Genomic DNA, 19,053 nt, shown 5'->3' on the forward strand with positions numbered 1-19,053 from the left:
GCCTGCGCGGGAGTGACGGAGGTTAAGAGCGGGACTAGGGTTTAAGCCCCCGCGTGATGAAGTCGTTTGCCGCGATGGCGATCGCGTCCGGTGTCCTGTCCTCGTTCCAGATGCCGTAGCGTAGCCCCAGGAACACGTTCATCCCCATCACTGCCCAGGCGTGGAGTTCGCTGACATCGCCTCTGATTTCGCCTGCGGCTGCGCCCGCCTGCAGGCGGCTGAGGATGCGCGTGGCGGTCACCTGATAATGCGCGCGATAGCTTTCGGAATCGACGAATTCAGCCTCGTCGATGATCCGGTAGATTTCCTTGTGCTCGCGCGCGAATTCGAGAAACCCCTTGAGCGCCGCGCGTTCACGGTCGAGCGCGCCGCTCGCCTCCTGCATCGCGGCGGCGGCATGCTTGCCGACCTGGGCGGACATGTCCTGCACCAGCGCGCGGAAGATTTCGTCCTTGGAATCGAAATAGGTGTAGAAGCTGCCCAGTGCTGTCCCTGCGCGCCGGGTAATGCCGCTGATCGATGCCTCGTGAAAGCCCCGCTCGCCGAATTCGATCGCGGCCGCATCGAGCAGCTTGCGCAGCGTGGCGCGGCCGCGCGCCGTGCGCGGCGTCTTGTCCGGCCGTGCGCCTTCTGCGCCCGGGTTCGCGGGCGGTTCTTCCGCTGCCGAAGGTTTTGCCGCCATGATCCACTCCCGCTGCCGGACATGATGCGTGCGCGCAACACATCTGGCCGATTTTGTCCTCGCTGTCTCCCCTCATGCGATAAGAGTTGAAAGCTGGTTCAACTTTCACTAATGGACAAACACGTTCTGCGCAAGGCCGGTCAGTGAGACGAACCGGTGCACCGCGAACAGGTCAGGATGCAGGGAGGAAGTTCATGTCCGTTTTCGGGTTCACCCGTTTCGCCGCCACGCGCACTGCGCTCACGCTGGGCGTCGCCGCCGCAGCCCTTACGGCACTTGCTCCTGTCGCGATCGCGCAGGAAGCGCAGGAACAGGAAGCGACCACCGCCGATGACGGTAGCGTGATCGTCGTGACCGCCCGTCGCCGGGCAGAAAACCTGCAGGACGTTCCGATCGCGATCAGCGCCTTTTCCGCCGAGCGGCTGGAAAACCAGGGCGCGCTCGACATTACCGACATCTCGCAGATCACGCCCAACACCACGCTCGAAAACTCGCGCGGCACCAACTCGACGCTCACCGCCTTCATCCGCGGCGTGGGCCAGCAGGACCCGGTTCCCGGCTTCGAGGCAGGCGTCGGCATCTATCTGGACGACGTGTACCTCAACCGCCCGCAGGCGGCGGTGCTCGACATCTACGAAGTCGAGCGGATCGAGGTGCTGCGCGGACCGCAGGGCACGCTCTATGGCCGCAACACCATCGGCGGTGCGGTCAAATATGTCACCAAGATGCTGCCGGAGGATTTCAGCCTGAAGGTGCGCGGCACCTATGGTACCTATGACCAAGCCGAAGGCGTGGTCACCGTGTCCGCACCGCTCGGCGATATCGTCCGCGTCGGCGGCACGCTGGCACGCTTGTCGCGCGGCGGCTTCGGCGACAATATCAACATTCGCGGGCTCGAAAACTATAACCGCGATGTCTGGGCAGGGCGCGGCACGCTGGAAATCGGCGGCTATGGCGCGCCGGTGCTGATCCGCATCTCGGGCGACTATACCCGCGACAAGTCCGATCCGCGCAACGGTCATCGGCTTATCCCCGGCATCCGCAGCGGCACGCCGGTGCTGAACGATGTCTATGACACCCGCGCCGGCCTCAACAATCCGCGCCAGGATATCGAAGCATTCGGTCTGGCGATGAACATCTCCGCCGAGCTCACCGACAATCTGACGCTGCGTTCGATCAGCGCCTGGCGCAAGGATGACAGCTTCACCCCGATCGATTTCGACGCGTTGCCCGCGATCGATGTCGATGTGCCCGCAGTCTATCGCAACGAGCAGGTCAGCCAGGAATTCCAGCTGCTGTACGAAGGCGAGCGTCTCAAGGGTCTGGTCGGATTCTATTATCTCGATGCCAAGGCCTCGACCGCGTTCGACGTGCTGCTGTTCACCACGCTCGCCAATCTCAACGCCTTCACCGCTGGTGATGTGCGCACCGATACCTGGTCGGTGTTCGGCGATTTCACCTATGACTTCACCGATCAGCTCTCGCTGTCGCTGGGCGGCCGTTACACGGTCGACAAGCGCAATTCGACCATCCTGCGCCAGACCAAGCTGGGCCGTTCGGCCGAGTTCGGCGGTACGCCGGTGGTGCTGGCGACCACGTCGAACTTCAACGGCGAGGCACGCTTCACCGATTTCAACCCGCGCGCCTCGCTGAGCTTCAAGCCGAACGAAGACCATCTGTTCTTCGCCGGCTATTCGCAGGGCTTCAAGGGCGGCGGCTTCGACCCGCGCGGGCTTTCGACCGCCGCGCCCGACACCAACCGCGACGGCGTGCGCAGCCAGCAGGAAATCTTCGACTTCCTGAGCTTCGAGCCCGAAACGGTCGACAGCTATGAGCTGGGCTGGAAGGGCAGCTTTGCCGACAACGCGATCAACCTGGCGCTGACCGGCTTCTACGCCGATTACACCAACGTCCAGGTGCCGGGTTCCGCAGGGTTCGACTCCAATGGCGACGGCGTCAACGACACCTTTATCGGCGTCACCACCAATGCCGGCAAGGCCGAGTTCAAGGGTATCGAGTTCGAAGGCAATGCCGTGTTCGCGCGCGAATTCGCAGGGTCCGGCTCGTTCCTCAGCTTCAACGCGACGCTCGGCTATATCGATGGCGAGTACAAGCGCTTCATCGATGCGCGCAACATCGACGTCGCCAATCTGCGCCGCATCCAGAACACGCCGAAATGGACGATGTCGGGCACCTTCTCGGGCGTCTTCCCGGCCTTCTCGGGCAACATCACCGCTTCGACCACGGTCAGCTATCGCAGCAAGACCTTCCAGTTCGAAACGCCGAGCCCCTTCCTCGACCAGCCCGGCTTCGCGCTCTGGGATGCCTCGCTGATCTGGCGCGATGACGAGGACCGGTTCAGCTTCGGCATCAACGCCAAGAACATCCTCGACAAACAGTATATCACGTCGGGCTATCAGTTCCTCGCAACCGCGCCCGATGGCACGCCGACGCGCAACGCGGCGGGCAATCTCATCCCCACGCTGGGCACCGAGGGCGTTGCGACCGCGTTCTACGGCAATCCGCGTCAGGTGTTCGTGACCGGAACGGTCAAGTTCTGACCTGATTTGCTGCTGGCAAAGGGGGAGGTGGCCGCGAGCGTCAGCTTGCGGCCACCAGCTTTTGCGTCATCGCCGCCTCAGGGCTGGCGATCAGCTGCGCCATCGGCCCTGTCTCGACGATACGTCCGGCATCGAGCACGGCAGCGCGGTGGCAGAACTGCGCCGCCAGCGCCAGATCGTGCGTGATGACCAGCATCGCGATGCGCTGGTCGCGCTGCAGCCGTTTCAAGAGCGCGACGATCTGCACAGCCACCAGCGGGTCGAGCGCCGAGGTCGCCTCGTCGAGCACCAGCATCCCGGGCTCGGCGACCAGCGCGCGGGCGATCGCGACGCGCTGCGCCTGACCGCCCGACAGCCCCGCCGGTTTGCGATCCGCCAGCGCGGCATCCAGCTCGACCATCTGCAGCGCCTTCTTGACCAGCCCGGCGCGGCCCCAACTCGTCAGGTCGGGGCGCAGATGCACCAAGGGTTCGGCGATGATGTCGGACACGCGCCAGCGCGGATCGAGGCTCGCGACAGGGTCCTGGAACACCGGTTGTATCATTCGCCGCTGCTCTAGGCTGCGGCGCGCGGGCAATCGCGCCCCTTTCCACAGAACGGCACCCGCGCTGACGGGCCCCAGCCTGGCAATCGCGCGGCCGATGGTGGACTTGCCCGAGCCCGAGCCGCCGATCAGCGCCACCGCCTCGCCCTGATGCACGGTCAGGTCCACCGCGTCGACAGCGGTGACGGGCTTGGCGAACAGGCCGCTTCCGGCAAAACGCACGGTCAGGCCTTGCGCTTCGATCAGCGGCGCGCCCGGCACAGGCAGGTCATCGGGCAGCGCGGCCTTGAGGCTGGGCGTCGCCGCCCATAGCGCTTGGCTGTAGGCGTGCTGTGGCGCGCGCGCGATGGCCTGTGCCGCGCCTGCTTCCACAACCTGTCCGCCCTGCATCACCAGCACCCGGTCGGCATGATGTTCGAGCGAGGCGAGATCATGGCTGACCAGCAGCAGCCCCATGCCGGTCTCGCGCCGCAGCCGGGTGAGCAGCGCCATGATCTCTCCGCGCAGATGCGCATCGAGCGCGGAGACCGGCTCGTCGGCAATCAGCAGCTGGGGGCGGTGCGCAATGGCGCAGGCGATCATCAGCCGCTGGCGTTCGCCGCCGGACAGCTGGTGCGGATAGCGACGCAGCTTGATCGCCGGCTCGGCAAGACCCACCGCGTCCAGCATCGCTGTCAGCGCATTCTGGTCGGGGCGCAGTCCGCCCGCCTGCATCGCACTTTCGACGAGGTGCTGCGCAACGGTCCGGTGCGGAGTGAGTGCAGTCAGCGGCTGCTGGAAAACGAAGCCGACCGACGCGCGCCGCACCTTGCGCAGGTGCGCCTCGTCCAGCCCGGCCAGCTCCTGCCCTTCCAGCACCGCCGATCCGGTGATCGACCCGGCGGAAAGCCCGAACGGGGTGAGGCTGGTCAGGCTCTTGCCCGATCCCGACGCGCCCGCCAGCGCGACGCATTCGCCCGGTGCGATCTCCAGGCTCACGCCGCGCACCAGATCGCGCCCGTCAATGGTCACGCCCATGTTTTCGAGCCGGTACAGGCTCATGCGAACCGGTCCCTGAGGCGCTCGCCAATCAGCGTCAGGCAGACGAGCAGCGTCACCATCACCCCGCCGGGCACCAGCAGCCCCATCGGCGCCACATCCATGTCGTCCGCGCCTTCCTTCACCAGGATGCCGAGCGAGGTCAGCGGCTCCTGCACGCCGAGGCCGAGGAACGAGAGGAAGCTCTCGATCATGATGATGCCGGGCAGGGTAAGCGTGAGATAGGCGAGCGCCACGCCCGCAATATTGGGCAGGATATGCCGTGCGAGGATGACGCGCACCGGCGCGCCGCTGGCCTCGGCCGCCAGCACGAACGGGCGGTGGCGCAGCGTCATCACCTGGCCGCGCACGATCCGCGCCATGGTCAGCCATTCGACCAGCCCGATGCCGACAAACACGAGCAGGATCGATCGGCCGAACACCACCATCAGCACGATCACGATGAACATGAAGGGCAGGGCATAGAGCGCATCGACGATCCGCATCATCAGCTCGTCGGTTCGGCCCCCCGCCCAGCCCGCGATCATGCCCCAGCCGATGCCGACCAGCATCGAGACGAGCGCAGCGGCAAAGGCGACGAGCAGCGTGATGCGGGTCGCCACCGCCAGCCGCGCCAGCCGGTCGCGGCCCAGCTCGTCGGTGCCGAGCACATGGCCTGCGGTGCCGGGGGCGGCTCGCACATGATCCCAGTCGATTGCATCATGGCTCCAAGGCAGCAGCATCGGCAGCAGCAGCGCGGCAAGCACGATCAGCGCGACGATCGCGCCGGGCAGGGCGATGCGGTTCATCCCCGGCTCCGGGGGTCGAGCCAGCCGTAGAGCAGATCGGCCAGAAGGTTGAACGCGATGATCAGCGCGGCATAGAGCAGGATCACCGCCATGATCAGCGGATAATCGCGGTTGAGTGCGCCCTGCACGAAATAGCGGCCCAGCCCGGGCAGTGCGAACACCGTCTCGATCACCACCGCGCCGGTCAGCAATCCTGCCGCCGCCGGGCCAAGATAGCTCACCACCGGGACGAGCGCGGGCCGCAACGCATGGCGCGCGATGATCGCGCCAGTGCCAAGCCCGCGTGCCCGCGCCGTGCGGACATGCTCCTGCGCGAGCGCCGCCGCCAGCCCCGCGCGCGCCAGCTTGGCGATCGCACCCGCCACCGGCAGCGCAAGCGCGACCACCGGCATGATCCAGTATTGCGGCGCGCTCAGCAGCCCGTCACCCAGCCCGCCCACCGGCAGCAATCCCAGCCACAGCCCGAAGACCAAGGCCAGCAACGGCCCGGTCACGAAGCTGGGCAGCGCGGTGACGATGGTGGCGGCGAGCATCAGCGTCTCGTCTGCCCATCCGCCGGGGCGCAGCGCTGCGACCGTTCCCGCTGCCAGCCCCAGCGCCAGGGCCAGCACGATGGCAAGACCGCCCAGCGTCAGCGATACCGGCAGACTGTCGGCAATCAGCTGGGTGACCGTAAAGTCGCGATAGACCAGGCTCGGCCCGAAATCGCCAGTGAGCGTGCGCTTCAGGAACAGGGCGAATTGCTCGCCCATCGGCAGGTCGAGCCCGTATGCCGCTTCCAGCGCCGCGCGCGTCTCGGGCGCCAGCGGCCGCTCGCCATCGAACGGCCCGCCCGGCGCAAAGCGCATCAGCGCAAACGAGGCGAGCAGCACGAGCAACAGCGTCGGGACCGCGGTCAACAACCGTCTGAGGATCAGGGCGCGCATCGGCTGCGACCATGGCGGATCAGGTGGGGCGCGTCATGCGGAAAATTGGCTAATGCGCGTCAGATGCTTACGCCCTGTCGCTAACCCTGACACCTCAGCCTAACGATAGGGTTCGCAAGCAACTCCGTCTGAATCGCCATCCATGCCTTCCCGATAGCCAGGTTCCCCCCTATAGATTGGGGCAGTTCCAGCTGCGCGTGCATCATGGCAACCTGCCCAGTGATCTCCAGGCTGTGGTTCGCGCGCACGTATCAGTCCGACACCGACTGCTATAATACGCATTTTGGTGGTGAAAGCAGCGCTGTCCTGCTCGTTTAAAAATAGACTGCCGATACCGATGACAGCGCCAGACAATGCTGCCGTCGTCAACAGGTCGACGACGCGGCGTTGCTCTGCCCGTCTCTCCTGGCGCTTGGAATGGCGACCAAGTTTGACAGGCACAGGCTTGAAGGACTTCTTGAAGCTCACCGACAAAGCTTATGGAGGAAGTGTAAATGAAACATTGTGGTGTCCAAAGACCACAATATTTCAGACCTTGAGAAATTGGCTCATCACAGACGAGCGGGTTAGTCGGAACCATAAAAAATCCGCTTGAAGCTGACCTTACGTCAAGTGGCATAAGCCGCTTATGCCCGATTCGCTCGACATTGCCGCCGTTACCCGGCTCACCGGTCTTACAGCCCGTGCGCTGCGCTTCTACGAGGCGAGGGGGCTGGTCGAACCGTTGCGCACCGCCTCGGGGCGGCGGCACTATGATGCGGCGGCGCTCGAGCGGTTGAACCTCATCCTCTCGCTCAAGAAGGCGGGGCTGACGCTGGCGCAGATCCAGCGGCTGACCGCGCATCGGCGGATCGACTTGCACGGCCTCATCACCGCGCAGCTCGACCATCTCGAACAACAGGCGCGGCGCATATCCGAGGCGCAGGCGCTGCTCATTTCCGTCAAGTCACGCATCGATCGCGGCGAGCCCATCGATGCCGAGACCTTCTGCTCGCTGATCCGAAATGAACAAGAGGACAGTGCAAGCATGTCACAAGACCAATGGAAGGCGGTGACCGACCGCTATTTCACCCCGGAAGAGCAGGCCGAATGGGGCGAGAAGATGGGCGCCCTGGGCGCGGATTTCGATCACGATGCCTATGCCGCGCAATGGAAGGCGCTGGGCGACGAGATCAAGGCGGCGATGCCGATGGACCCAACCGGCGACACGGCAGCAGGCTTCGTCCAGCGCTGGTTCGCGCTGCTCAAGCCATTCACCGATGTCGCTACCCCAGCGATGTGGACCGGCACGATGAAGATGTACGACGACATGGGCAACTGGCCGGTCCGGGCCGATCCCGGCTTCGATGCCGAGGTCTGGGCGTTCATGAAAGAGGCGACGGCGGCGCGGATGCTGGCCGGGGACTCGATTGCCATACCCAGAGCGGAATGAGGAAATCCGGGCTATGAATGCATGGGTGCTGCTGGCTTTGGCCATCCTTTGCGAGATTGCGGGCACCAGCCTGCTCAAGGCCTCGCAGGGGTTTGCCAAGCCGCTGTTCGGCGTGGCCTCGATGAGCTGCTATGGCCTGTGCTTCTGGCTGCTCGCCTTTGCGTTTACCCGCATCCCGATGGGCATCGCCTATGCGATCTGGTCGGGCGTCGGCGTGGTCGCGGTGGCGGTGATCGGCTGGCTGGTGTTCCGCCAGTCGATCAGCCTCGCTCAGGCGGGGTTCATCGTGCTGACGCTGGTCGGGACGACGGGCCTGTATCTCACCACGCCCTATGCCGAGGCGGAGAAACAGCAGGCAACCGCGGAGGGTTAGCCGCCGCCCGCCGACAGCCGCACCGCGCGTTCGCGCAGGCGCTCGACAGCAGCGGCGTGGATGCCCGGCGCGCAGCACAGCACGCCGAAGGCATTGGCGCGCGGCTTGTTGAAGCGGAGCTCGCCGCCCAGCGCATCGGTCACGCGCGCGCCCGCCTCTTCGGCGATGATCGCGGCCGCGCCGATATCCCATTCATAGCCCCAGCGCAGCGTCGCAAGCAGGTCGGCGCGGTCGTCGGCGACCATCGCCATGCGCAGCGCTATGCTGTTGGGCTTTTCGACGACGGTGAGGTCCACATCCGCCTTGGGCAGGCTGTCGGTGGGCACGCGCGACCCGGAAAAATCGGTGCGGCGGCTCGCCTTCAGCCTTTTGCCGTTGAGGAAAGCGCCGCGTCCGCGCGCGCCGATCCAGTATTCCTTGCGCGCCGGGGCTGCCAGCACGCCCATCACGACATGGCCATCCTCGACCAGAGCGACCGAGATCGCCCAGCCAGTGCGCCCGCGTACGAAATCGCGCGTGCCGTCGATCGGATCGACCAGCCAGATGCGCCCGCAATCGAGCCGCGCGGTGTCGTCCGCCGTCTCCTCGGACAGCCAGCCCGCATCGGGGACCAGCGCCCCCAGGCGTTCGCGCAGGAAATTGTCGACGGCAAGGTCGGTCTCGCTCACCGGCTCGCCCGGCACCTTGTCCCAGACCTGAAGGTCGCCGCCCGCGCGCGCGAACGCAGCCATGGCGATGGTGCTCGCCTCTTCGACGATGTGCCGGATCGTGTCGGGAGAAACCTTGGTGCGCGACGCCATGTCCCCGCTGTAGCGCGGGTCATGGCGGTTGCAACACTCGTTTAGCGCTCGCGCGTCGCGCTGAAGGTCAGCTCGGGATTCTTTTCCTGCTGATAGCCGACATCCCAGGCGGAGCGCGCCATGAACACCGGATTGCCGTCGCGGTCCTTGGCGAGGTTGTTCATCGAGATGCGCTTGAACGCTTCCAGCGCGTCTGCCGGACCGCTCAGCCAGCGCGCGGTATCGAACGGGGCCATTTCGAGCACCGCCTCGACCTTGTATTCGGCCTCGAGCCGGCTGATCAGCACTTCGAGCTGCAGCTGGCCGACCACGCCGACCACCCACTGGCTGCCGATTTCGGGATAGAAGACCTGGATCACGCCCTCTTCGGACAGGTCGTCGAGCGCCTTGCGCAGCTGCTTGGTCTTGGTCGGGTCCTTGAGCTGCACGCGGCGCAGGATTTCCGGCGCAAAATTGGGCAGGCCGGTAAAGCGTACGTCGTTCTTTTCGGAGAGCGTATCGCCGACGCGCAGCGTGCCGTGATTGGGGATTCCGATAATGTCGCCGGGCAGCGCCTCGTCGGCCAGTTCGCGGTCCTGCGCGAAGAACAGGATCGGCGAATGCACCGCGATCGGCTTGCCATGGCCCGAGGGCACCAGCTTCATCCCGCGTTTGAACGTGCCCGAGACCAGCCGCATGAAGGCGATGCGGTCGCGGTGCTGCGGGTCCATGTTGGCCTGCACCTTGAAGATGAACCCGGTCACGTCCTTGCGCGTCGGATCGACCGCGTCCGGCTCGGCGGGCTGGCTGCGCGGCGGCGGGGCGTGCGTCGCGATGGCGTCGATCAGCTCCTCGATGCCGAAGCGCTTCAAGGCGGAGCCGAAATAGACCGGGGTCAGGTCGCCATGGCGATAGGCCTCAAGGTCGAAGCTCGCATAGCCGCCTTGGGCAAGCTCGGCCTCCTCATGCAGCCGCTCCAGCGCCTGGGCGGACAGCGCTTCTGCCAGCTTGGGATCATCGAGCCCGCTGACGGCAAGCGCGGTGTCGTCATATTCGCGGCTGGGTCCGCTCGGCTGCATCAGCGTGTTGCGGGCAAAGTCGTAAATCCCCTCGAACTGGCCACCCATGCCGACCGGCCAGCTCATCGGGCACACGTCGAGCGCCAGCGCATCGGCGACCTCGTCGAGCAGTTCGAACGGATCGCGGCCCTCGCGGTCGACCTTGTTGACAAAGGTGATGATCGGCACCGAGCGCAACCGGCACACCTCGAACAGCTTGCGCGTCTGCGGCTCGATACCCTTGGCGGCGTCGATCACCATGATCGCGGAATCGACCGCGGTCAGCGTGCGATAAGTGTCTTCGGAAAAATCCTCGTGCCCCGGCGTGTCGAGCAGGTTGAAGGTGATGCCCTGCCGCTCGAAGGTCATCACCGAGGAGGTGACCGAGATGCCGCGCTGCTGCTCGATCTTCATCCAGTCCGACCGGGCGCGCCGGGCAGCGCCGCGCGCCTTGACCTCGCCCGCCAGATGGATCGCCCCGCCGGTGAGCAGCAACTTTTCGGTGAGCGTGGTTTTCCCTGCGTCAGGGTGCGAGATGATGGCGAAGGTGCGGCGGTTGAGGGCGGTCATATCGGGGCTTTGCTATTCTGTCGCTTGCCTGCGAAGGCAGGCATCCATTTCCAGCCTTGGTGCCTGGCGGATCGGTCGGGTGATGGACCCCTGCCTCAAGCAGGGGACCGGAAAACGGCTAGCTCTCTAGCAGCGTCACATCCATCCGCAAACGCTGCTGTGCGCCTGGTGCCAGCGTCATCACGCCGGGCTTGTCGGCAAAATCGCCGGTGAAGCCCAGCGGGTCGGCGATCCCGGCCCAGGGTTCGATGCAGAGGAAGCGCGCGCCGGGCTTTTGCCATATGCCGAGCATGGCCATGTCGGGAAAATCGATGCGGAGGCTCGGCTGGCCGGGTACGCCATAGGTGAGCGAGCGGCTGGAAAGTTTATCCCAGATCAGCGCGTCGGGTTCGAAATCGGCATGAACGGGCGCGTAGACCTTGCCCTCGACCGGGCTGGGCTGCGGATCGGGCGCGATGAGCCCGGTCGCGGGGTCGAGCCGCCGGATCGGGGAAGGTTCGTCGCGGTCGAACACGATGCAGTGATCCTCCGCCGCGCCCCCATAGGGCAGTGGCCAGGCGAAGGCGGGGTGATAGCCGAAGCTGAACGGCATCGGCGCATCGCCCATGTTGCTGACGGTCGCGGTCATGGCGAGCGTCGCGCCGGTCAGCGAAAAGCCCATGTCGAGCCGGAATTCGAACGGGTATTGCGCGCGACTTTCCGCGCTCGCCTCGAGCCGGAACAGCGCCCGACCAGCTTCCGCCTCGACCAGCGCAAATTCCGACCGCCGGGCAAAGCCATGCCGCGCCATCGCGAAGCTGCGCTCTCCGAGCCGGTATGCATCCCCCGCCAGCGCGCCGACGATCGGGAAGAGCAACGGTGCGTGGCCCGACCAGTAGGCCGGGTCGGCATCGGTCATCAGTTCGCGGCCTTCTGCGTCCTTCAGCGACCAAAGCTCCGCCCCCAGCGGGTGGATGCTGGCGGTCAGCGCATCGGATCGCAGCGTGACCGGATCAGCCACGCAGCTCCGCCCCAAGCTTGGCCGCCGCCTTGACCACCGCATCGGCAATGGCTTTCAGCTCATCATCGCCGAAGCTCTTGTCCACCGGCTGCAGCGTTACCTCGATGGCGAGCGAGAGCTTGCCCTCGGGCACGCCCTGGCCTGCAAAGCTGTCGAACACGCGCGCATCGGTGATATTCTTCTTGTCGGCGCCCTTGACCGCGCGGACGAGGTCACCGGCGGGCAGCTTCGCATCGACCAGGAAAGCGAAGTCGCGCGTCACCGCCTGCAAGGCCGGCGGCGCATAGGCTTCGCGCATCGCCGATCCGCGAGCCTTGAGCGGGATGGCATCGAGGAACAGCTCGGCCACCATCACCGCCCCGTGCACCGGCTTGAAGCCGAATGCGCGCGCGGTCGAGGGGTGCAAGGTGCCGTACGCGGCGAGCACGTTCTTCGGACCCAGTCGCAGCGTCGCCGCCTGGCCCGGGTGATAGTGATCGCCAGGGCCTGCCGCATCGGGCGCGAAGTCCATCAGCTTGGCCGCCGGGGCTCCTGCGGCATCGAGCAATGCCAGCACCTCGGCCTTCACGTCATGCGCGGTGAAGGCCTGCGCCTTGCCGCTGCGCCAGTCGCGCGGGGTCTTGTCGCCCGCCAGCACGATGCCCAGCGTGGTGCGCTCCAGGCTGGTGCCGTCCTCCGCCTTGAAATAGCGCCGACCGACTTCGAACAGCCGCACCGAGCCCGCGCCGCGATCGAGATTGCGCTTGGCGGCAGAGAGCAGCCCGGGCAGCAGCGAGGGGCGCATGACCTTGAGGTCCTCGCTGATCGGATTGGCCAGCACCCAGTCGCCGCCGCCAAAGGGGGCTGCTTCCCTGTCCGAAATGAACGACCAGTTGACCGCCTCATTGAGGCCGCGCGCGGCGGCGAGACGGCGCACGCGGCGCTCCTGCAACTGCGCCGGACTGGCGGTCGGCCTGGCGACGCCGGGCAGGCGCGGCAGCGGGGTCGAGGGGATCGCATCGATGCCGGTGATGCGCACCACTTCCTCGACGATATCCGCCTTGCCCGCAACATCGCGCCGCCAGGTGGGGACGGTAATCGTCCAGGGGGTGGCGCTGCAGTCGACGCCGAAGCCGAGCCGCTCGAGGATCGCCTGCTGCTCGCTTGCCGCCACATCGATGCCGCCCAGCGCCGCGCAATAGGCGGGGTCATAGGCGACCGTGCGCGGTTCGACCGGCGCGGTGCCCGATCGGGTCACCGGGCTCGCGGTTCCGCCGCAAAGGTCGAGCACCAGCCGTGTCGCGATGGCGAGGCCCTGTTCGAGGAACGCCGGATCGACGCCGCGCTCGAAGCGCTGGCGCGCATCACTCGTCAGCATCAGCTTCTGGCCGGTGCGCGCGATATGTTCGGGCTCGAAATAGGCGCACTCGATCAGCACATCGGTGGTCTCGTCGGACACGCCCGAATCCTCGCCGCCCATGATGCCGCCGATATCATGCACCTGCTTGGCGTCGGCGATCACGGTCATGCTGGCGTCGAGCTTGTAGGTCTTGCCGTTGAGCGCGAGCACCTCTTCGCCGTCTGCCGCCTTGCGCGCCACCAGCCCGCCCGAGAGCTTCGCCCGGTCATAGACGTGCAGCGGACGGCCGAGATCGATCGACACGAAATTGGTGATGTCGACCAGCACCGAAATCGGCTTCTGCCCGATCGCCTTCAGCCGGTCTGCCATCCATTTGGGGGCGGGGCCGTTCTTCAGGCCCGAGACATTCTGCGCGTAAAAGGCGGGGCAACCGGCGGGATCGTCGGTGCGGACATCGGCTGCCTCGCCGCTGCCCTCGACCGGATCGACGCCCGAGCGATAGACTTCGGACAAGGGCTTCAGCGTGCCGATGCCCGAGGCCGCCAGATCGCGCGCGATGCCGCGCACGCCCATGCAGTCCTGCTTGTTGGGCGTCACCGAGACCTCGATCACCGGATCGTCGAACCCGGCATAATCGGCAAAGCTGGTGCCGACCGGTGCGTCCTCGGGCAGCTCGATGATGCCGTCATGATCCTCGCCGAGCTCGAGCTCGCGATACGAGCACATCATGCCGAAGCTTTCGACATCGCGGATCTTCGCGGGCTTCAGCGTGAAGGCGGGGCCGGGGACATAGGTTCCCGGCGGACCGAACACGCCGACCAGACCGGTACGCGCATTGGGCGCGCCGCAGACGACCTGCCAGGGGGTGCCCGAACCGTCATCGACCTTGAGCAGCCGCAGCTTGTCCGCATTGGGATGCGGGCCGGCCTCGAGCACCCTGGCGACGCGGAACGGGCGCAGCGCATCGGCGGGGTTTTCCACCCCTTCGAGCTCCAGCCCGATCGCCGTCAGCCGGTCGGTGATTTCATTGAGCGAAGCATCGGTGTCGAGATGCTCTTTCAGCCAGGAGAGGGTGAACTTCATGCGCCGACTCCTCCGCTCAGCGTGGGGACATCGAGCGACGAGAAGCCGTAATGCTTCAGCCACCTGAGATCACCGTCGAAGAACGCGCGCAGGTCATCCATGCCGTATTTCAGCATCGCCAGCCGGTCGATGCCGCAGCCAAAGGCAAAGCCCTGCCATTCGTCGGGGTCCAGCCCGCAATGCTCGATCACCTTGGGGTTGACCATGCCGCTGCCCAGAATTTCCATCCAGCCGCCATTGGGGCCGGTGGGATCGCCGCCGATCACGCGCTTGCCCTTTTCCACCGTGAAGCCGACATCGACCTCGGCCGAGGGCTCGGTGAACGGGAAATAGCTCGGCCGCAGGCGCAGCACGATATCATCGCGCTCGAAAAACGCGCGGACGAAGGTCTCCAGCGTCCATTTGAGGTGCGCCATGGTGATGCCCTTGTCGATGACAAGGCCTTCGACCTGGTGGAACATCGGCGTGTGCGTCGCGTCCGAATCGCTGCGATAGGTGCGGCCCGGCGCAATGATGCGGATCGGCGGCTTCTGCCCCATCATCGTGCGGATCTGCACCGGCGAGGTGTGGGTGCGCAGCAGCATGGGCTCGCCATCGGGGCCGGTATCGGGGAAATAAAAGGTGTCGTGCATCGCACGCGCCGGATGCGTCTCGGGCATGTTCAATGCGGTGAAATTGTACCAGCCCGATTCGATCTCGGGCCCGGTCGCCACGGCAAATCCCAGATCGGCGAAAATCTCGGCCAGTTCGTCCATCACCTGTGCGACCGGGTGGACCGAGCCTTGCGGGCTGGGCGCGACCGGCAGCGTCAGGTCGATCGCCTCGGCGGCGAGCCGCTCGTTGAGCGCTGCGCCTTCCAGCGCGTCCTTGCGCGCGGCGATGGCGGCCGTGACCGCCTCGCGCGCGCCGTTGATGCGCGGGCCCTGTTCCTGGCGCTCCTCGGGGCTCATCGCGCCCAGCGTCTTGAGCAGCCCGGTGATCGCGCCCTGCTTGCCCAGCGCAGCGATGCGTATGTCTTCCAGCGCGGCAAGATCGGCATCGGCGATGCGCGCCAGATAATCCTGCTGCAATTGTTCAATGTCGGCCACGGCCTGGTCTTCCACATATGCGAGAAAAATGTCCGCGAGCCGCTGTCATGCCCCGCTGCACAAATCAAGCCCCGCCGCGTTTCCATAGCCTTTTCATGCGTGCGCCTGCAGTGCTATCCTGCACCAAGACCGGACACAGAACCGGCGCCATAGGGGACGATGGCCGATGAACCTGATGCTGCTTTTCGCTTCGCTCGCCGCCATCCTGGCGGTCGCAGGCCTGGTCTGGCTGCTGCAACTGGGCGAGAACCGGATCGGCGATGCCGCCGATGCCGCGCGCATCGCCGAGGAGCAGATCGCGGGTTTCGAATCGGGGCCGGTCCTGATGTCGAACGATGGCGAGGCCGCGCTCGTCGAGGGGACCGATGGCCGCGTTGTCATCCTCAAGCGCCATGGCGCGCATTGCGCCGGACGCGTGCTGCCCAGGCCGCTGCGCGCGCACCGTTGCAGCGAGGGCTGGAAGGTCGAGACCGGCGATCCGCGCTTCGGACATGTTTCACTCGCACTGTCAAAACAGGATGCTGACAGGCTGCTGACAATGATGTAAGCAAGCTTTTGCCATGCCGAACCTGCCCAACCCGACCGAGCTCGCCATCCCGGCTTTCGTGCTGTTGATGCTGGTCGAGATCTGGTGGGTGCGCCGCCGCGACCGCAGGGCCTATGAGCCGCGCGACACGCTGACCTCGCTCGCTTTGGGGCTGGGCAGCACCGTGGCGGGCGCGCTGACCGGGGGCCTTGCCCTCGCGATCGCCTTCTGGGTTTATCAGTACCGCATCTTCGATATCGGCTTTGCCTGGTGGGCCTGGCCGATCGCGTTCGTGGCCGACGATTTCGCCTATTATTGGGTGCACCGGCTCGGCCACCGTGTCCGCTGGATGTGGGCGGCGCATGTCATCCACCATTCCAGCCAGCATTATAACCTCTCGACCGCGCTCCGGCAGACCTGGACCGGCTTCTTCACCCCCGGCCTGCTGGTCAGCCTGCCGCTGTTCTGGCTGGGCTTTCACCCGCTGATGATCGCCTTTTGCGGCGGCATCAACCTCATCTACCAGTTCTGGATCCACACCGAGGCGGTGAAGCGCATGCCGCGCTGGTTCGAGGCGGTGATGAACACGCCTTCGCACCACCGCGTCCATCACGCGATAAATCCGCGCTATCTCGATTCGAATTATGCCGGCGTGTTCATCGTCTGGGACAAGATGTTCGGCACCTTCGTGCCCGAGCGCGACGACGAGCCGATCCGCTATGGCATCGTGAAGCAGCTGGGCAGCTTCAATCTGCTCTGGGCAGCGTTCCACGAATGGGTCGGCATCGCGCGCGACATGTGGTCCGCGCCGGGGCTGGGCAACAAATTGGCCTATCTGCTCCGCCCGCCCGGTTGGAGCCATGACAACAGCCGCGAGACCAGCGACAGCATCAAGGCCGCATGGGCTGCGCGGCAAGGCCGGCCGGTACCGTCGCGAATGGTCGGCGATGCCACTCTAGAGCCGGCGGAATAAGCGGATGGCACGCGGGGCCGACGGGTCGGATATCACCCTTTTCGAAGGGGCGAGCGTCAGAGGCCAGCAAGCCATGCTCGCCGAGCTTTGTGCCCGGATTTTCGACAGTTTCGATCCCGACTATCTCGCGCGCCGTCTGCCGCTGCTGGCCGATCCCGTGCTGCACGTCGCGCATGGGGACGGGCACGCGCGGCTGGGCTTCAAGCTCGGCTATCGGCGCGGGCCCAGCCTGCTCTATTCCTGGCTTGGCGGCGTCGTTCCCGAAGCGCGCGGCCTGGGCATTGCCGCGCGGCTGATGCAGGCGCAGCATGATTGGGCGGCGGCACAAGGCTATCACTGGGTTGAAACGCGCACCCGCGCCAGCAACAACCGCATGATCATCGTCAACCTTAAGGCAGGGTTCCACATTGCCGGGGTCGAGAGCGACGAGGCAGGTCATCTGGTGGTCATCCAGCGGAGGCGATTGAATAGCCTGCCGTGATCGGCACCAAGAACGAAAATGGGAGAGAGCATGAGCGAATATGATATCATCGTGATCGGCGGCGGGTCCGCAGGATGTGCGGTCGCCGGGCGGCTCAGCGAAGACCCCTCGCTCTCGGTCTGCCTGATCGAGGCGGGCGGGCGCAACAACGGCGTGCGCGTCAAGACCCCGGGCTTCATGCCGTTCCTGCCCAAGAACACCAACTGGCAGTTCGAGACGGTGCCGCAGCCGGGGCTCAATGGCCGCACCGGCTATCAGCCGCGCGGCAAGGGGCTGGGCGGCTCTTCGGCGATCAACGCGATGGTCTATATTCGCGGCAACCACTGGGATTACGACAACTGGGAGGCGCTGGGCGCCACCGGCTGGAGCCACAAGGATGTGCTGCCCTGGTTCCGCAAATCGGAAGGCAATGCGCGCTACGGCTCGTCGCACGAATTCGATGCGCATCATGGCGGCGATGGTCCGCTCTCGGTGGTCGACCAGAAATGGGCCAATCCCGGCAGCCACGCCTTTGTCGAGGCGGCGCGGCGGCTGCAGCTGCCGATGAACGACGATTTCAACGGCGCGAAGCAGGAAGGCTTCGGCATCTACCAGACCACGCAGAAGAACGGCGAACGCTGGAGCGCGGCGCGCGCTTATGTCGAGCCGGCGGCGGACCGCGCCAATCTGGACGTGCGCACGCACGCGCTGGTGCGGCGGATCATCGTCGAGAACGGCCGGGCGAAGGGCGTCGAGTTCGAGCGCGCAGGAAAAGTGGTGCAGGTGTTTGCCCGCGCTGCGGTGGTGCTTTCAGCGGGCGCGTTCGGATCGCCGCAGATATTGCAGCTTTCGGGGATAGGCCCGGGCGGCATGCTCAAGGAACACGGCATTCCGGTGCTCGTCGATTCCGCCGAGGTCGGCGCGAACCTGCAGGATCATATCGACTATGTCTCGGGCTTCGCGACCAAATCGACCGACAGTTTCGGCAGTTCGCTCACCGGCGTCACCCGCATGGCGCGCGCGGTGCTCGAGCATCGCCGCAAGCGCACCGGCATCCTCACCACCTGCTGGGCCGAAGCGGGCGGTTTCTGGAAGATGATGCCCGATGCCCCCGCGCCCGACGTGCAGTTCCATTTCGTACCCGCCGTGCTCGAGGATCATGGCCGCGAGAATGTGAAGGGCCATGGCTTCTCGTGCCATGCCTGCGTGCTGCGCCCCGAAAGCAAGGGCACGGTGACGCTCAACAGCGCCGATCCCGCCGCGCCGCCGCGGATCGACCCCAATTTCCTCAGCGACGAACGCGACATGGCGGTGCTGCGCGCAGGGGTGCGCTTCATGCACCGCATCTTCGAGACGCAGCCGATGTCGGATTACGATCCGGTCGATCGCCATCCGGTCGATCTGTACAACGACGCCGCACTCGACGAGCTGATCCGCAACCGCGCCGACACCGTCTATCATCCGGTCGGCACCTGCCGCATGGGGTCGGACGAGGGCAGCGTGGTCGATCCGCGCCTGCGGCTGCGCGGGGTCGAGGGGCTCTATGTCGCCGATGCCAGCATCATGCCCAAGATCGTCAGCGGCAACACCAATGCGCCGAGCATCATGATCGGCGAACGCTGCGCCGCGTTCGTGGCGGAAGATGTGAAGGCGAAACTGCTGGTGGCGGCGTAGCACTGCCAAAAATCCTCCCCCAGCTTGCTGGGGGAGGGGGACCGCCCGCAAAGCGGGTGGTGGAGGGGCAGCGGGTTCGCGTTCCGATAAAGCCTCGTGCCATTCCGCTTCCCCTCCACCACCGACCTGCGGTCGGCGGTCCCCCTCCCCGAGACAAGC

The 19,053-nt window shown here is 65.8% G+C and carries 17 protein-coding genes; 7 read left to right on the top strand and 10 right to left on the bottom strand.

The features are described from left to right. Window positions 1–34: 34 nt before the first annotated feature. Window positions 35–682: a TetR/AcrR family transcriptional regulator gene (locus AX725_RS07920; RefSeq protein ID WP_060980320.1), complete on the bottom strand. Its 648-nt coding sequence runs from the start codon at window positions 680–682 to the stop codon at window positions 35–37. A gap of 194 nt (window positions 683–876) precedes the next feature. Between AX725_RS07920 and AX725_RS07925 the strand changes: the two genes are divergently transcribed. Beyond that, window positions 877–3,243, top strand: a complete 2,367-nt coding sequence (locus AX725_RS07925; RefSeq protein WP_060980321.1) for a TonB-dependent receptor — start codon at window positions 877–879, stop codon at window positions 3,241–3,243. Between the two features lie 40 nt (window positions 3,244–3,283). Here the strand turns inward: AX725_RS07925 and nikE are convergent, their stop codons facing one another. The 4 genes from nikE to AX725_RS20475 form a co-directional block, all read right to left on the bottom strand. Continuing rightward, window positions 3,284–4,828 (bottom strand): nickel ABC transporter ATP-binding protein NikE, encoded by a 1,545-nt coding sequence (nikE, locus tag AX725_RS07930; RefSeq protein WP_060980322.1) that lies wholly within the window; start codon window positions 4,826–4,828, stop codon window positions 3,284–3,286. Then, window positions 4,825–5,613, bottom strand: a complete 789-nt coding sequence (locus AX725_RS07935) for an ABC transporter permease (protein ID WP_060980323.1) — start codon at window positions 5,611–5,613, stop codon at window positions 4,825–4,827. Before AX725_RS07935 ends, nikE begins: the two co-directional genes overlap by 4 nt. Continuing rightward, on the bottom strand, window positions 5,610–6,539 hold the full coding sequence (locus tag AX725_RS07940; protein ID WP_060980324.1) for an ABC transporter permease: 930 nt from the start codon (window positions 6,537–6,539) through the stop codon (window positions 5,610–5,612). The genes AX725_RS07935 and AX725_RS07940 overlap by 4 nt, the downstream gene beginning before the upstream one ends. Window positions 6,540–6,638: 99 nt before the next feature. After that, window positions 6,639–6,821 (bottom strand): excalibur calcium-binding domain-containing protein, encoded by a 183-nt coding sequence (locus AX725_RS20475; protein WP_081096940.1) that lies wholly within the window; start codon window positions 6,819–6,821, stop codon window positions 6,639–6,641. A gap of 346 nt (window positions 6,822–7,167) precedes the next feature. On the opposite strand from AX725_RS20475, the gene AX725_RS07945 reads away from it, so the two are divergent. Together AX725_RS07945 and AX725_RS07950 are read left to right on the top strand one after the other, a co-directional pair. Next, a complete protein-coding gene (locus AX725_RS07945; RefSeq protein WP_060980325.1) occupies window positions 7,168–7,971 on the top strand; it encodes a MerR family transcriptional regulator in 804 nt (267 codons plus the stop codon). A gap of 13 nt (window positions 7,972–7,984) precedes the next feature. Next, window positions 7,985–8,344 (top strand): DMT family transporter, encoded by a 360-nt coding sequence (locus tag AX725_RS07950; RefSeq protein ID WP_060980326.1) that lies wholly within the window; start codon window positions 7,985–7,987, stop codon window positions 8,342–8,344. Here AX725_RS07950 and AX725_RS07955 read toward each other — a convergent pair. The 5 genes from AX725_RS07955 to pheS form a co-directional block, all read right to left on the bottom strand. Beyond that, entirely contained in the window at window positions 8,341–9,144 is an 804-nt protein-coding gene (locus AX725_RS07955; RefSeq protein WP_060980327.1) for a 3'(2'),5'-bisphosphate nucleotidase CysQ, read from the bottom strand. The two genes, AX725_RS07950 and AX725_RS07955, sit on opposite strands and share 4 nt — an antisense overlap. Before the next feature lie 41 nt (window positions 9,145–9,185). Further along, on the bottom strand, window positions 9,186–10,751 hold the full coding sequence (locus AX725_RS07960; protein ID WP_060980328.1) for a peptide chain release factor 3: 1,566 nt from the start codon (window positions 10,749–10,751) through the stop codon (window positions 9,186–9,188). A 118-nt stretch (window positions 10,752–10,869) separates the two neighbouring features. After that, window positions 10,870–11,751 (bottom strand): aldose 1-epimerase family protein, encoded by an 882-nt coding sequence (locus AX725_RS07965; RefSeq protein ID WP_060980329.1) that lies wholly within the window; start codon window positions 11,749–11,751, stop codon window positions 10,870–10,872. Further along, a complete protein-coding gene (gene pheT / locus AX725_RS07970) occupies window positions 11,744–14,173 on the bottom strand; it encodes a phenylalanine--tRNA ligase subunit beta (protein WP_060980330.1) in 2,430 nt (809 codons plus the stop codon). Before pheT ends, AX725_RS07965 begins: the two co-directional genes overlap by 8 nt. Beyond that, complete coding sequence (gene pheS / locus AX725_RS07975) at window positions 14,170–15,261, bottom strand: phenylalanine--tRNA ligase subunit alpha (protein ID WP_060980335.1); 1,092 nt, start codon at window positions 15,259–15,261, stop codon at window positions 14,170–14,172. Before pheS ends, pheT begins: the two co-directional genes overlap by 4 nt. Window positions 15,262–15,427: 166 nt before the next feature. On the opposite strand from pheS, the gene AX725_RS07980 reads away from it, so the two are divergent. Genes AX725_RS07980 through AX725_RS07995 form a run of 4 tightly spaced genes read left to right on the top strand, consistent with a single transcriptional unit; the run spans window position 15,428 to window position 18,894 of the window. After that, window positions 15,428–15,808: a hypothetical protein gene (locus tag AX725_RS07980; protein ID WP_060980331.1), complete on the top strand. Its 381-nt coding sequence runs from the start codon at window positions 15,428–15,430 to the stop codon at window positions 15,806–15,808. A gap of 13 nt (window positions 15,809–15,821) precedes the next feature. Then, window positions 15,822–16,760 (top strand): sterol desaturase family protein, encoded by a 939-nt coding sequence (locus AX725_RS07985; protein ID WP_060980332.1) that lies wholly within the window; start codon window positions 15,822–15,824, stop codon window positions 16,758–16,760. 4 nt (window positions 16,761–16,764) lie between these two features. Next, window positions 16,765–17,241, top strand: a complete 477-nt coding sequence (locus AX725_RS07990) for a GNAT family N-acetyltransferase (RefSeq protein ID WP_066115012.1) — start codon at window positions 16,765–16,767, stop codon at window positions 17,239–17,241. Window positions 17,242–17,271: 30 nt separating this feature from the next. Further along, window positions 17,272–18,894 carry a GMC family oxidoreductase gene (locus tag AX725_RS07995; RefSeq protein WP_060980336.1) on the top strand — a complete coding sequence of 541 codons (1,623 nt, stop codon included), beginning with the start codon at window positions 17,272–17,274 and terminating at the stop codon, window positions 18,892–18,894. Window positions 18,895–19,053: the final 159 nt, after the last annotated feature.

It is taken from the genome of Blastomonas sp. CCH9-A1 (assembly GCF_001557175.1).
GTDB classification, from domain to species: Bacteria; Pseudomonadota; Alphaproteobacteria; order Sphingomonadales; family Sphingomonadaceae; genus Blastomonas; species Blastomonas delafieldii_A.

Coding starts and splice junctions, on each gene's coding strand:
- nikE (WP_060980322.1), bottom strand. CDS start 4,828: ATGAGCCTGTACCGGCTCGAAAACATGGGCGTGACCATTGACGGGCGC.
- AX725_RS07990 (WP_066115012.1), top strand. CDS start 16,765: ATGGCACGCGGGGCCGACGGGTCGGATATCACCCTTTTCGAAGGGGCG.
- AX725_RS20475 (WP_081096940.1), bottom strand. CDS start 6,821: ATGCGTATTATAGCAGTCGGTGTCGGACTGATACGTGCGCGCGAACCA.
- AX725_RS07980 (WP_060980331.1), top strand. CDS start 15,428: ATGAACCTGATGCTGCTTTTCGCTTCGCTCGCCGCCATCCTGGCGGTC.
- AX725_RS07985 (WP_060980332.1), top strand. CDS start 15,822: ATGCCGAACCTGCCCAACCCGACCGAGCTCGCCATCCCGGCTTTCGTG.
- AX725_RS07925 (WP_060980321.1), top strand. CDS start 877: ATGTCCGTTTTCGGGTTCACCCGTTTCGCCGCCACGCGCACTGCGCTC.
- AX725_RS07955 (WP_060980327.1), bottom strand. CDS start 9,144: ATGGCGTCGCGCACCAAGGTTTCTCCCGACACGATCCGGCACATCGTC.
- AX725_RS07935 (WP_060980323.1), bottom strand. CDS start 5,613: ATGAACCGCATCGCCCTGCCCGGCGCGATCGTCGCGCTGATCGTGCTT.
- AX725_RS07940 (WP_060980324.1), bottom strand. CDS start 6,539: ATGCGCGCCCTGATCCTCAGACGGTTGTTGACCGCGGTCCCGACGCTG.
- AX725_RS07960 (WP_060980328.1), bottom strand. CDS start 10,751: ATGACCGCCCTCAACCGCCGCACCTTCGCCATCATCTCGCACCCTGAC.
- AX725_RS07945 (WP_060980325.1), top strand. CDS start 7,168: ATGCCCGATTCGCTCGACATTGCCGCCGTTACCCGGCTCACCGGTCTT.
- pheT (WP_060980330.1), bottom strand. CDS start 14,173: ATGAAGTTCACCCTCTCCTGGCTGAAAGAGCATCTCGACACCGATGCT.
- AX725_RS07950 (WP_060980326.1), top strand. CDS start 7,985: ATGAATGCATGGGTGCTGCTGGCTTTGGCCATCCTTTGCGAGATTGCG.
- AX725_RS07920 (WP_060980320.1), bottom strand. CDS start 682: ATGGCGGCAAAACCTTCGGCAGCGGAAGAACCGCCCGCGAACCCGGGC.
- AX725_RS07995 (WP_060980336.1), top strand. CDS start 17,272: ATGAGCGAATATGATATCATCGTGATCGGCGGCGGGTCCGCAGGATGT.